This window comes from Campylobacter sp. W0014 (assembly GCF_020135975.1).
Lineage (GTDB): Bacteria > Campylobacterota > Campylobacteria > Campylobacterales > Campylobacteraceae > Campylobacter_D.
On record NZ_JACHTR010000030.1, the window covers coordinates 1 to 11,588 of the forward strand.

Annotated in this window: 15 protein-coding genes and 1 pseudogene; 4 read left to right on the top strand and 12 right to left on the bottom strand. The window is 27.1% G+C overall.

Annotated elements, in window-relative coordinates; genetic code table 11:
- Positions 1-24 precede the first annotated feature (24 nt).
- A complete protein-coding gene (locus H2277_RS07920) occupies positions 25-201 on the bottom strand; it encodes a hypothetical protein (protein ID WP_337201787.1) in 177 nt (58 codons plus the stop codon).
- 19 nt (positions 202-220) lie between these two features.
- Positions 221-1,252: a pseudaminic acid synthase gene (gene pseI / locus H2277_RS07925; protein ID WP_337201788.1), complete on the bottom strand. Its 1,032-nt coding sequence runs from the start codon at positions 1,250-1,252 to the stop codon at positions 221-223.
- Between the two features lie 128 nt (positions 1,253-1,380).
- Between pseI and H2277_RS07930 the strand changes: the two genes are divergently transcribed.
- Genes H2277_RS07930 through H2277_RS07940 form a run of 3 tightly spaced genes read left to right on the top strand, consistent with a single transcriptional unit; the run spans position 1,381 to position 3,865 of the window.
- Complete coding sequence (locus H2277_RS07930; RefSeq protein WP_337201789.1) at positions 1,381-2,517, top strand: N-acetyl sugar amidotransferase; 1,137 nt, start codon at positions 1,381-1,383, stop codon at positions 2,515-2,517.
- Positions 2,514-3,116 carry an imidazole glycerol phosphate synthase subunit HisH gene (hisH, locus tag H2277_RS07935; RefSeq protein WP_337201791.1) on the top strand — a complete coding sequence of 201 codons (603 nt, stop codon included), beginning with the start codon at positions 2,514-2,516 and terminating at the stop codon, positions 3,114-3,116. The genes H2277_RS07930 and hisH overlap by 4 nt, the downstream gene beginning before the upstream one ends.
- Positions 3,117-3,118: 2 nt before the next feature.
- On the top strand, positions 3,119-3,865 hold the full coding sequence (locus H2277_RS07940) for a HisA/HisF-related TIM barrel protein (RefSeq protein WP_337201792.1): 747 nt from the start codon (positions 3,119-3,121) through the stop codon (positions 3,863-3,865).
- On the opposite strand, the gene pseH (H2277_RS07945) is transcribed toward H2277_RS07940, so the two are convergent.
- From pseH (H2277_RS07945) to pseF, 7 genes are read right to left on the bottom strand one after another with little or no spacing between them, the layout of a single operon-like run.
- Positions 3,834-4,436 (bottom strand): UDP-4-amino-4,6-dideoxy-N-acetyl-beta-L-altrosamine N-acetyltransferase, encoded by a 603-nt coding sequence (gene pseH / locus H2277_RS07945; RefSeq protein WP_337201793.1) that lies wholly within the window; start codon positions 4,434-4,436, stop codon positions 3,834-3,836. The genes H2277_RS07940 and pseH (H2277_RS07945) overlap by 32 nt on opposite strands.
- Positions 4,437-4,451: 15 nt before the next feature.
- Positions 4,452-4,979 carry a UDP-4-amino-4,6-dideoxy-N-acetyl-beta-L-altrosamine N-acetyltransferase gene (gene pseH, locus H2277_RS07950; protein WP_337201795.1) on the bottom strand — a complete coding sequence of 176 codons (528 nt, stop codon included), beginning with the start codon at positions 4,977-4,979 and terminating at the stop codon, positions 4,452-4,454.
- Entirely contained in the window at positions 4,976-5,800 is an 825-nt protein-coding gene (gene pseG, locus H2277_RS07955; protein ID WP_337201796.1) for a UDP-2,4-diacetamido-2,4,6-trideoxy-beta-L-altropyranose hydrolase, read from the bottom strand. Before pseG ends, pseH (H2277_RS07950) begins: the two co-directional genes overlap by 4 nt.
- Entirely contained in the window at positions 5,784-6,491 is a 708-nt protein-coding gene (locus H2277_RS07960) for a WbqC family protein (protein ID WP_337201797.1), read from the bottom strand. The genes pseG and H2277_RS07960 overlap by 17 nt, the downstream gene beginning before the upstream one ends.
- On the bottom strand, positions 6,488-7,159 hold the full coding sequence (locus H2277_RS07965) for a class I SAM-dependent methyltransferase (RefSeq protein ID WP_337201798.1): 672 nt from the start codon (positions 7,157-7,159) through the stop codon (positions 6,488-6,490). The genes H2277_RS07960 and H2277_RS07965 overlap by 4 nt, the downstream gene beginning before the upstream one ends.
- Positions 7,160-7,170: 11 nt before the next feature.
- On the bottom strand, positions 7,171-7,851 hold the full coding sequence (locus H2277_RS07970) for a class I SAM-dependent methyltransferase (protein ID WP_337201799.1): 681 nt from the start codon (positions 7,849-7,851) through the stop codon (positions 7,171-7,173).
- Positions 7,842-8,546, bottom strand: coding sequence for a pseudaminic acid cytidylyltransferase (pseF, locus tag H2277_RS07975; RefSeq protein ID WP_337201800.1), 705 nt, complete (start codon positions 8,544-8,546; stop codon positions 7,842-7,844). The genes H2277_RS07970 and pseF overlap by 10 nt, the downstream gene beginning before the upstream one ends.
- A 79-nt stretch (positions 8,547-8,625) precedes the next feature.
- Here pseF and H2277_RS07980 point away from each other — a divergent pair, with 79 nt between their 5' ends.
- Positions 8,626-9,837, top strand: coding sequence for a DUF2920 family protein (locus tag H2277_RS07980; RefSeq protein WP_337201801.1), 1,212 nt, complete (start codon positions 8,626-8,628; stop codon positions 9,835-9,837).
- 50 nt (positions 9,838-9,887) lie between these two features.
- Here the strand turns inward: H2277_RS07980 and H2277_RS07985 are convergent, their stop codons facing one another.
- From H2277_RS07985 to H2277_RS08000, 3 genes and pseudogenes are all read right to left on the bottom strand, one after another.
- Entirely contained in the window at positions 9,888-10,115 is a 228-nt protein-coding gene (locus H2277_RS07985; protein WP_337201802.1) for an acyl carrier protein, read from the bottom strand.
- Positions 10,102-10,847 (bottom strand): annotated as a pseudogene (locus H2277_RS07995) (formyltransferase family protein). The gene H2277_RS07985 and the pseudogene H2277_RS07995 overlap by 14 nt, the downstream one beginning before the upstream one ends.
- The gene (locus H2277_RS08000) at positions 10,847-11,578 is read right to left on the bottom strand and encodes a GNAT family N-acetyltransferase (RefSeq protein ID WP_337201805.1); all 732 of its coding nucleotides are present in this window, start codon (positions 11,576-11,578) and stop codon (positions 10,847-10,849) included. Before H2277_RS08000 ends, H2277_RS07995 begins: the two are co-directional and overlap by 1 nt.
- Positions 11,579-11,588: the final 10 nt, after the last annotated feature.

The window sequence follows — 11,588 nt, forward strand, 5'->3', positions numbered from 1 at the left end:
GTATCTAACTCTTGTAAAGCGTTTTTATACAAGTACCCCCCCCCCTGAAATATCTTTAAGATTGATATCTAAACTATCTTTTCCTAAGATAAGTTCATAATGAGTGATTGCTAATCCTTTGAGTTTTTCTTTTAAAATAAGATTGTTTAGTGAATTTAAGTTTTTACTAAAAAGCATAGTTTGATTTTTATTAAATTTCATAATTTAATCCTAAAAATATTTATACAAAATCTTCTTTTTTTAAGGCTTGGCCAAATTCGATATCTTTTGTAGCCTTTTTACCTAAAATTTCTTTGTAAAATTTTGGATGAAGTCCAAAAGAAGGACGCACGGATTTTACATTTTCTTCGCTAAAAATTTCACCTTTTTTGATACCTTTACTTGCGTATAAACTTCTTGCAAAGGTGCGATTTTTTAAAGTTTTTTCATTAAGTTCTAAAGAGCCATCTCCTAAAGCACTTTCAGCTTCTCTTACAGCCTCAACCATAGCTTTAAATTCATCAAAATCGAGGCTAAATTTAGCATCTTCGCTTCCTAAATTTTTATCAATCATAAAATGTTTTTCAATCACCCTAGCTCCAAGTGCTACAGCCATAACCGGAGCCAAGTATCCAAAGCTATGATCACTTAGTCCCACTTCTACACCAAATTTTTCCTTTAAACTTAAAATAGCTTTTAAATTCATATCGCTGATTTTTGCAGGATAGGCGGAGGTACATTTTAAAAATATCAATTGTGGATTTTTTTCTTCTTTGAAAATTTCACAAATTCTAAAAAGCTCTTCTTCGCTCGCAATGCCCGTAGAAACGATCGTGGTTTTGTTTTCTTTGGCTATATAACGGATCAATTCTTCATCATTAGCTTCAAATGAGGCGATTTTATAAGCTATGGGATCAAATTGTTTTAAAAAATCCACATCTTTTTTCGCAAAAGGACTTGAAAAGCAGAATATGCCTTCATCTTTGGCGGTTTGAAAAATTTGTTCATGCCATTCATAAGGGGTTTTTGCGTTTTCATAAAGTTCGTAAAGTCTGCGTTTATCCCAAAGTCCACCTTTGATGATGAAATCCTCTTTATCGCTATCAAGAGTAAGGCTATCTGGAGTGTAAGTTTGAATTTTTATCGCATCCGCCCCTGCTTTTTTAGCAGCTTTGATACTTTTTAGTGCAAGTTCTAAACTTCCGGCATGATTTGCACTTAATTCTGCTATGATAAATACTTTTTGATCTGTGTTGAAATTTCCTATTTGCATTTAAACCTCATAATATTATAATATTTAGTATTATAATATATTTTTTATTTAAGCTATAAAAAAATATTTTTTTTTTACGATTTAACCTTTACTATTATTAGTTAATTCTTTAAGAAAGTGAATTATTTATGAAATATTGTAAAAAATGTGTTATGCCAGATACTAAACCTGATTTGCATTTTGATGAAGAGGGGATTTGTGATGCTTGTCGTTCTCAAGAAAGTAAAGATAGAGAAATTAATTGGCAAGAAAGAGAAAAAGAATTTTTAGAACTCATTAAAAAATATAAAAAACATCCTGTTTATGATTGTGTAATAGGAGTAAGTGGAGGTAAAGACTCTACTTTTCAAGTGATTAAAATGCTTGAACTTGGGCTTAATCCTTTATGTGTTTGTTTTGAACCAAGCGTCCCTACTAAAATAGGGAGAAAAAATTTAAAAAATCTTAATGATTTAGGAGTTGATCTTATCCATATTAAAAGAAATCCAAAAATTTATAAAAAACTTGCAAGAGAAGCTTTTATAAGAACAGGAGATAACGAATGGCAAAATCATTTAGGAATTTTTACTTCTGTATCACGTATTGCTGTGAATTTTAATATTCCTTTAATTATATGGGGGGAAAGTCCACAAATCGAATATGGTGGCCCTGCAAGCTCTAAAGATAAAAATACTTTAGGCAGAGAATGGCTTGAAGAATTTGGAGGACTTTTGGGTAATAGAATTGCCGATATGATAGGAGTGGATGGTATAGAAGAAAAAGATTTGTACTTTTATACTTATCCAAGTGATGAGGAGCTTAAAAGAGTCGGTGTTACAGGATTATTTGTAGGATATTATTTCAAATGGGATTATAAAAACAATCTTGAGATTTCTCAAAAAAATGGTTTTAAAACAAGTATTAAGCCTGTTGAAACTACTTATGAAAATTTTGAAAATTTAGATTGTTATTCTAATCATGTGCATGATTATTTAAAATACTGTAAATATGGCTTTGGAAGAGCAACTGATAATGCATGTTTAGATATTCGTTTAGGTTATATTACTAGAGAAGAGGGGGTAAGACTTGTACAAAAATACGATGGAAAACCACCTAAAAAAGCCATTAAAAAATACCTAGAATTTAGTGGTTTTAGTGAAAAAGAATTTCAAAAAATCGTTGATTCTTTTACCAATAAAAAAATTTTTAAACGCAATGAAAAGGGTGAGTTTTTAAGGGATTGTGATGGCTCTTTGATTAGAAAAGAAGAGTATGTTTTAAAATGATAGGTGTGATTGATTATGGAGCTGGAAATTTAAATTCTGTTTTAAAAGCTCTTGAAAAAATAGGTATTGAAAATTTTTTAATACGTAAAAAAGAAGATTTTTCCAAGGCGCAAAAACTTATTTTACCAGGCGTTGGATCTTTTAAAGATGCGGTGAGGCATTTAGAAAAAATGGAGCTTATGGAACCTTTAAAAGAAGAAGTTTTACAAGTAAAAAAGCCTATTTTGGGAATTTGCCTTGGTATGCAACTTTTTTTAGAAAAGGGTTATGAGGGTGGAATTTGTAATGGACTTGGTTTCTTAGAAGGTGAAGTTGTTCCTTTTGAAAAAACTAATTTAAAAATTCCTCATATGGGATGGAATGATTTAGAAATTTTAAAGAAAGAGCCTTTGTATCAAGATATTCCCTTGCAAAATGATTTTTATTTTGTGCATTCTTTTTATGTTAAGTGTGATGAAAAATTTATTAGCGCAAAGGCTCAGTATGGCTATCAATTTACAGCTAGTATCCAAAAAGATAATATTTTTGGTGTTCAATTCCATCCTGAAAAAAGTCAAAATTTGGGCTTGAAACTTTTAGAGAATTTTACAAGGCTTTGAAAATGTTAAAAACTAGAATTATTCCTTGTGTATTGCTAAAAAATGCACAACTAGTGAAAAGCATAGGATTTAAAGATTTTCGTACTATTGGTCATTTAACTTCAACGATGCGAATTTATAATGCACGTAATGTTGATGAGCTGATTATTTTAGATATTGACGCTTCTAAAAATGGACAAGTTGATTTTGAAAGCTTAGAGGATCTTGCCAAAGAATGTTTTATGCCTTTAACGATAGGAGGTGGAATCAAAACTCTTGAAAATATACAAGATATTTTAAATCTTGGAGCGGATAAAATCGCTATTAATTCTAAAGCTTTAGAAGATCCTAGTTTTATCACTAAAGCGGCTAATCGTTTTGGATCGCAATGTATCGTTTGTTCTATCGATGTTAAAAGAAAAGATGGTCGCTTTTGTGTTTATAGCAAAGAAAAATTATTAGACATTGATCCTTTGGAACTTGCCTTAGAATATGAAAGACAAGGTGCGGGCGAAATTTTACTCACTTCAGTGGATTTTGAAGGAAAGGCTCAAGGGTATGATTTAGAACTTTTAAGTCTTTTTAAAGATAAACTTAAAATTCCACTTATTATCAATGGAGGCTTGGGAAAGCCAAGTGATGCAAGTAAAGCTTTAAATATGGGCGCAGATGCTTTAGCAGGCGCTTATATTTTTCACTTTTCTCAATATACTCCAAAAGATATCAAGGAGGAATTAGCTAGAGAAGGTTTTGCTGTAAGGGATATTTAAGACTCATATAAAAAATTTCTTTATTATTAAAATTTATTGTTGAGTTGATTTGAAATCCAAATTTCTTATGAAGATTAACAACTTTTTGATTTTCAGTAAATACTTGTAAAATCATTTCTTTTTTTTGTAACACCGAAAAAGAATAGTAAATACTAATTTCTTCCAAAATTCTTCCCAGTCCTAAAAATTTTGAAAAAGGATTTGAGTAAAAGCCGAATTCAACTATAGAATTATTTTTTTCTTCAAAATTTACACTTCCTAAAATTTCATTATTATAATTAATACAAAAATATTGCTTTTGGTTGTTTTCTTTTAAACCTTGGATAAAATTTTCATGTTCTGATCTTGAAATATAGTGAGTATTGTAAAGATATTTTTTAATTTCTGGATGATTGCGATAAAATCTAATTTTTTCTTTTTTTTCTTCATTTAAATTAATGTAATTTTCTAGCATAAAAGATTTTTTTTCAGTTTTTAAAATAATATTTTTATTAGCTAATATAATATGTTCTATAATTTCTTCATTTTTGTCAAAAATAAGATTTCTTTGTTTTGTAATTAAAGTTTTCATATTGCTCATCCTTGATCAAAAGATAGGTAGAAATCTATTTTTACCCCCCCCCGTCGGAGAATGACTGCAAGGTTCTTGTATTTTTTGTTCATTGATGCTATATAAGTATATATTAAATATATTTTTATCCTCCTTTTCAATTTGAAAATCATTTTTAAAATAAAGTTTTAAAGCTTTATCATTATTTTTAAAAACATATGCTTTTAGTATTTTTACTTTTAAGATTTCAAAGGCATATTTTTTAACTTCATCCATTAAAATTTGTCCTACTCCTTTTAAATTAGGTTTTGCATAAAGTCCAAAATAGCAACTTTCTTTTTTGATATTCACAAAATCAATCACCCCTATAGCCTCTTTATCTTTAAACACTAAAAAATATTTTTTGCTTTCATCTTGTTTTAAATTATGGATAAAATTCTTATGTTCTTTAATATCAAAGTTTTTAGTATACATAAATTCATTAACTTTTTTATCGTTTCTCCATTGCCAAACTAGCTTGATTTCTTGCTCATTAAGCTCTATAAAATTTTTTAATTCAATCAAATTTTATACTCCACTTCATAACCTTTTTTAGCAAGCCAATCAGCGGTTGGTCTTTGATTTTCAACATAGCAAATAGCTTTAAATTTAGCCTTTAAGAGTAATGCTTCATTGACTAAGGAGCTCGCACTGATGATGAGTTTTTCACTTTCATTCATCAGTTTAGCGATATTATCACAATCAATAAAAAGCTTTATATTAGGATTTTCTTTGACTAAAATTTTAAGTTTTTTAAGGTTTTTGTTTGAAGAGCTTGTGGCGATGACTATTTTTTTATTGCTTGGAAGATCACTTGCGATTTTTAAAGAAAGATTTTTTATATCTGTCCCACCTAGACAGATGAAAAAATCCCATATTTTTTCTTTTTTTTCTTTAGCTTCGATATAAAATTCATCCCTAATTAAAGCGTAGGAAAATCCACATCTAAGTTCGCATTTAAGAGGAACTAAGCCTTCATAATCACTTGCTTTTGCACAGGCATTGACATTGAGCAAAATATCGCAATGATGAGGATTTACAGTGTCATCAAAGCTTAAAATTTTAATTCCAGTTTCGAGTTTGATCAATTTTTCATCATCAGCTGTAATTTCATAATGATCAATCACAAGTAAATCAAATTTATGCTCTTTGATAAGATGGATAAGTTCGTAAATACTTGCACTTTGTAATTCAAAAACAGGATAAGGAATTTCGTCGATCAAAGAGCCCTCTAAAGGCAAACAAGCAAAGCTTACATCTTCGTATTGTTTTGCTAAAACAAGATCGCGCTTGATATGTCCAAAGCCTATTTGAGTTGAACTGTCACTTCTAAATAAAACTTTCATTTTCTTTAATTATTTCCTTAAATTTTGACAAAGGATTTTTTTCATTAAATAGAAAATCTAAACTCCCTAAATATGGAATAAAAGTATCTCCTTGTTGAAAATAAGTAGGATGTATAAAATTAAAATATTCGATATTTATATTTTCATCTTGAAAGATTTTTTTGGTACTTTGAAGATAATTTTTTGAACCCTCTGGTGATAAATAATGCCTTGTTTTTAAAATTTTACAAATATTAAGAATTAGTCTTTCTTTTTTTTCTAAAGTTATATTCATAGTGGAAGATCTATAAATAGGAGTTTGTATATCTAAATCTTTGCAAATTTTTAAAATTAAATTAATATTAAAATCAATTAATTTTTTTTCTTGATGAAGATTTTGTTCTAAAAAATGATAATATTTTTTAAAATTTACACTTTTAGAATAAGCATGATAAATAGTTTTTAAAAATTTTTCTTTCCATTTTTGATCATTATCTAAAAATATATCCATTAAAGAAGTTTTTTGAGGTGCTTTTTTTGTAATTAAATTTAACATGAAAATTTGATTTTGTAGTTTGATTTTATTTCTATTTTGCCATGATCTTCTTTCAAATTGAACATTATCTAAGAAGACAAAAGCATCTACTTTTTGTATCATATAAATATAACCCAGCCATGGGTTAAAAGTAGGTTGCATGATAGCTATTTTCACTTAATTTTTCCGTAAATTACTATATCACTATCAAGGATATTTATATCATTTTTCATTATATTATTAGCCTCATAATTTAAAACTTTAAAATCATATAAATTTAAATAATCTTTAAGATACTCTACGAGTTCATATTCTTGATATAAGGTATTAATACAACCTAATTCCCCAGTTGTATCATCATTAGTAATTTTAAATGTGTTGTGGGCTATTTTTTCCCCAAAACCATATCTAAAATCCTTAATACTTCTAGTTCTTAAAAAAAATAGAGCATTATCTTTATATGCTCGATATTTTTTACAATCTTTTAAAAGATTTAAAAAATCTTCTCTTTTTAGATAATTTATAATATTAGGTATTAAAAAAATATCTGCTTGAATATCAGGATTTTTTTGACAAAAATTTAAAATATTTTCTTCAAAAAATTGAAATTGTTTTGCTTGAATGACATTTTCAAAATTATAATAAGCATTTTTAATGTTATCAGGGTTAAAATCTACTCCAATACATTCATAGTCATAGTTTGCAAACAAGGAAAGATTATTTCCATTTGAGCAACCAAATTCTAAAACTTTTTTATGTAAATTTTGATGTAAATTGTTTTTAAAAAAAAACTGAATAATAGCTAGATCTGGGAATTTTAATCCTTTTAAATCTCTAATATACATTTAATATCCTCCTAACAAATTTTTCCATAAATTATAATATCACTATCTTTAATACAAACTTGATTTTTCATATTGATGTTTTCACTACTTATAACTTCAAAATCATATAAATTTAAATATTTTTTTAAATATTCTACCAATTCATATTCTTGATAGCAAGTGCAAAGACAATTTTTTTCTCCGCTAAATTCATCTTTATCTAAGATAAAACTACCATTTTCTAGAGTATATCCTAATTTATAGCGATGATCTCTAATACTTCTTGCTCTTAAAAAGAAAAAAGAAAAATACCCCCCCCCATACTTATAAAGATGATTATCTCTACTATTTTTAAGTAAATTTTTAAATTCCTCTCTAGTGATAAAATTGATTACATTAGGTATTAAAAAAACATTAGCACAAATATCTTTAAAATTTTTAGCAAAATTTAACATATTGTCATTAAAAAATTGAAATTTTTTATATTTTAAAACATGGTTAAAATTATATTGTGCATTTTGGCAATGAAGCTCACTAAGTTCTACTCCAATACATTCATAGTCATAGTTTGCAAACAAGGAAAGATTATTACCATTGTGTGAAGCAAATTCTAAAACTTTACCATCTTTTAAATCATTTAATTTGTTTTTAAAAAACCATCTCACAAGTTCCATATCGGGATATTTAAATCCTTTTATTTCTTTTATAAACACTTTTTCTCCTTATAATTTACCCTATAAAGTATCTTTGCAAATTCTAAATCTTGAAATGTATCGATATCGCAAACCAAATTTTTTGGAAGTAAAAATACACTCGAGTAAGGTCTAAACATAAAATCATTTTCAAGCCAAGCTTTACTGGTTCCAAAATAAAAAGCTCCAGCGTCATGATAGGCTTTGGTAAGATCTTGAGAGCGGCTTTGGTAATATTTTTCATCAAACATATTAACTTGTTTTTTTTCATCCAAATAAAAAGCTCTTTGTATAGGATAGTCAAATTCACAAGCGCTAAATAAAAATTGGCTTTTATTTTGTATAAAATTTTCAAAGGCTTGTTTTAAGATATCAGCACTGATAAGCGGTGCTGTAGCATAAAGACAACAGATGTGATCATAATTTTGCCCTTGTTTTTGCAAAATTTGTATCGCATCTTGGATCACAGCAGTGCTTGAAGCATAATCATCGCTTAAATAAACAGATCTTTTAAAAGGCACTTTCGCGCCAAATTTTAAAGCTACTTCGATAATCTCTTCATCATCACTTGAAACGATAACTTCATCAAAAATTTGCGAATTTAAAGCATTTTCTATACTATAAGAGATCAAAGGTTTTCCTAAAAAATCTATAATATTTTTTCTAGGAATTCTTTTTGATCCTCCGCGTGCAGGTATAATACAAAGATTTTTCATACTTTCTACTTTTATTTTTTTTGTTTTATTTTACCAAATTTTAAGTATAATCATCTTTAAAATATTAATAAGGTTATCAATGCTTGTCAATAAAACTTATGAAATTTCTTCTTGTGATGATGTAGAACTTAATATCAAAAGAACTTCAAAACTAGAATACCGTATGACTTATGATGATGAGAAAGAAATGAAAGCTATAGTTTTTATGATTGGCGGATATGGAGCTAATGCTAATATTTCTTTTTTAGATTTTGATAGAGAATATATCGCTAAAAAATTTGATGTCGTTGTGGTGAATGTTTTTTATCATTGTTTTTGTTCTAGAAAAAGTGTTGATGAAAAATATAACCCTAGACTTGTTCCAAATAAAGAAGATTTAATGCATATTAATCAGATCTTAAAAAACATTGATTTAGCGTATATAAAAGCGGATGAAAATAATTTTTCTCAAATTATTCCTATTATTGATGAGCAATTAGAAACCATGAAACAAAGAGGACAAATTCAGTTAAATCAAAAAGTAGAATTAACTTGCGATTTTATTCCACCCAATGATGAATATCAAAACTATGGCATTATGGCTGCTATTGATCATATCAATGCCTTAAAAGATATCATTAAAAATTATCCACAATTTGCAAATTTAGCAAAGATCTACGGGGGGGGGTCATACGGTGGATACTTATCTTTACTTATAGCCAAAATTGCTCCTTGGTATGTGGATGGGGTGATTGATAATTCAGGCTCACCTCTACCTTTACTAAACTATATAATAGGAAGAGATTTAAATACACCAGATTTTATCTTTAATGATGCTAATACCTTAGTTGCTATGTTTGTAAAAACTTATTGGATTAGGAAAGATGAACATTCTCCTTATTTTTTTTCAAATGAAAATTATATTATTCGATCTTTGCTTAATTCTTCTCATTTAAAAATACAAACTCATACAAACAATAATATCATTTTTGTATCTTATCATAGCTCAAGAGATGAATTTAATACAACGCAAGATAAACAAATCCTTTTTTCAATTTATAAAGAATTTGGATGTGATGCGACTTTATACTTAGTTCATGAAAAAGATATTGATGGTAAAATGATTAAAAGTTTAGATCATGGTATGAGAATGACAGATAGATCTATGTTAAAAAAAGAACTCCCTTTGATGCTTGAAAAATTAAAAGGTAAAAAATTCCCCATGAAAGAAAATTCTATTTCTTATCCTTGCAAAAACAAGATTTTCAAATTTAAAGACGAAGGTGATAAATTTAAGCTTGAGATTGTTTAAAAGATAAGATTTTTGTGTAATTACACTTGTTTAAAACAAATTCAAACAAGTTAATCCTTCATAGCAAGTTCTAGCATTTGCTTAATGTTTACAAAACTTTCAAAATTTTCAGGAGTTATAAATTCGGCTTTTAAAGGCTTTTTATAGTATTTTTCTATTTCAGCTACTAAAGCCATGATATCAATACTATCAATAATATCTTCGCTGACCAAATTTGTCATATTTTCATCAATATCGGTTCTTTCTATATTGGTAAAAAATTGTTTAACAATTTGCATTTTGCTCCTTTGTAATTTTTAAAGTTGTATTATCGCTTAAATTTAAAATTAAGTCAAATTCGTTAATTTGATAAAGCAGAATTTCTTTATCTTTATTAAAAATTCTGATTTTGGGCTTTGCAAGTTCACTTAAAGCGCCACAATCCATAGCTCTTAAAAAACGACCAATTTTTTCTTTATCCCAAGAAAGTTCCAAGAAACCATTGTTTGGTAATTCTGATTTTTTATGATATCCCCCCCCGCTCCGCTGTTATTTTGTTGAATTTCTAGTTTGTTATTTTGTAAATTTTGTAAAGCTTCTTGAAAAGAATCAATTGCAAGTTTGTGTTGAATTTGCAAAAGTTTAAGAGCTGTAAAATCGTGTTCTATTTTTACTGTTTTTTGGGTTAAAATAGCCCCTGCATCGATATACTCATTTGCAATGTGCCAAGAAATTCCACTTTCATTTTCATTTTCCCAAATACTCCAAAGATGTGCATTACATCCTTTATGTTTCGGCAATAGCGCATTGTGGTAATTGATAATTGTATTATTTAGTACACATTCTTTTTTAAAAATATAAAAATTATTAGCGCTAATAATGAGACATTTTTTTAGATGATTAAAAAAATTATCTAAATTTTGAGCATAGGATACCAAGATAACTTTTTGATTAAAAAAATCTTCAGCTATTTTTTGGCATTTTTTTAAAACTTTTCCAGTACCTAAAATATAAATATTTTCATATTGCATTAAAAATTCCTATAAAAATTTAAAATTATATTATTAAAATCAAAACCTGACCTTTTGTAAAATTTAATTGCTTTTTTATTGTTTTCTTCTACAAAAAGTTTAAAAAATTTGCTTTTTTGATTAACTAAAAAATAATGATTAAGTAGAGCAAAGGCTATATTTTTATATTTTAAATTTTGATCCACTGCTATAAAATCCAAAAAACATGAACTTAGCGTTTGGGTGTAAATTAGAGCTCCATGAATTTTTTGTTGTTCTTTGTAGATAAATATATTATTTATTTTTTCTTCAATAGTTTGCTTTGAAAAATAAAATAAATAATGATCAAAATATTTTTTAAAAAAATAATAAATTTCTTCAGTATCATCGCGACATGGTTGGGAGATAAAAGAAAAAGAAGATGGCTCGGTATTTTCTTTTTTAAGTACCATTTGTTGATGTTTTAATATTTCTTTAAAATTGTTGAGTTTTAAAAAATCATTATATTGTGATAATTGATTATTTGTTTTAGCTAAAATTTTTATACAGCTTTTTGGTAAATTATAATTTTTTAAATCATTAATAAAATAATATAATAATCCATCGGTAACGTCTAAAAAGAAAAAATTATCATTTTCTTTTTTTTGTAAAACAAATTTATGATTTAAAATTTTTTCTTTAATCAAATCAATATTATCCTCGCAATTGCTTAATTTAAATCCTTTGTAAAAGGCTTTTTCAAATAAGTTCATACAAAGCTTT

Coding starts and splice junctions, on each gene's coding strand:
- H2277_RS07920 (WP_337201787.1), bottom strand. CDS start 201: ATGAAATTTAATAAAAATCAAACTATGCTTTTTAGTAAAAACTTAAAT.
- pseI (WP_337201788.1), bottom strand. CDS start 1,252: ATGCAAATAGGAAATTTCAACACAGATCAAAAAGTATTTATCATAGCA.
- H2277_RS07930 (WP_337201789.1), top strand. CDS start 1,381: ATGAAATATTGTAAAAAATGTGTTATGCCAGATACTAAACCTGATTTG.
- hisH (WP_337201791.1), top strand. CDS start 2,514: ATGATAGGTGTGATTGATTATGGAGCTGGAAATTTAAATTCTGTTTTA.
- H2277_RS07940 (WP_337201792.1), top strand. CDS start 3,119: ATGTTAAAAACTAGAATTATTCCTTGTGTATTGCTAAAAAATGCACAA.
- pseH (WP_337201793.1), bottom strand. CDS start 4,436: ATGAAAACTTTAATTACAAAACAAAGAAATCTTATTTTTGACAAAAAT.
- pseG (WP_337201796.1), bottom strand. CDS start 5,800: ATGAAAGTTTTATTTAGAAGTGACAGTTCAACTCAAATAGGCTTTGGA.
- H2277_RS07965 (WP_337201798.1), bottom strand. CDS start 7,159: ATGTATATTAGAGATTTAAAAGGATTAAAATTCCCAGATCTAGCTATT.
- pseF (WP_337201800.1), bottom strand. CDS start 8,546: ATGAAAAATCTTTGTATTATACCTGCACGCGGAGGATCAAAAAGAATT.
- H2277_RS07980 (WP_337201801.1), top strand. CDS start 8,626: ATGCTTGTCAATAAAACTTATGAAATTTCTTCTTGTGATGATGTAGAA.
- H2277_RS07985 (WP_337201802.1), bottom strand. CDS start 10,115: ATGCAAATTGTTAAACAATTTTTTACCAATATAGAAAGAACCGATATT.
- H2277_RS08000 (WP_337201805.1), bottom strand. CDS start 11,578: ATGAACTTATTTGAAAAAGCCTTTTACAAAGGATTTAAATTAAGCAAT.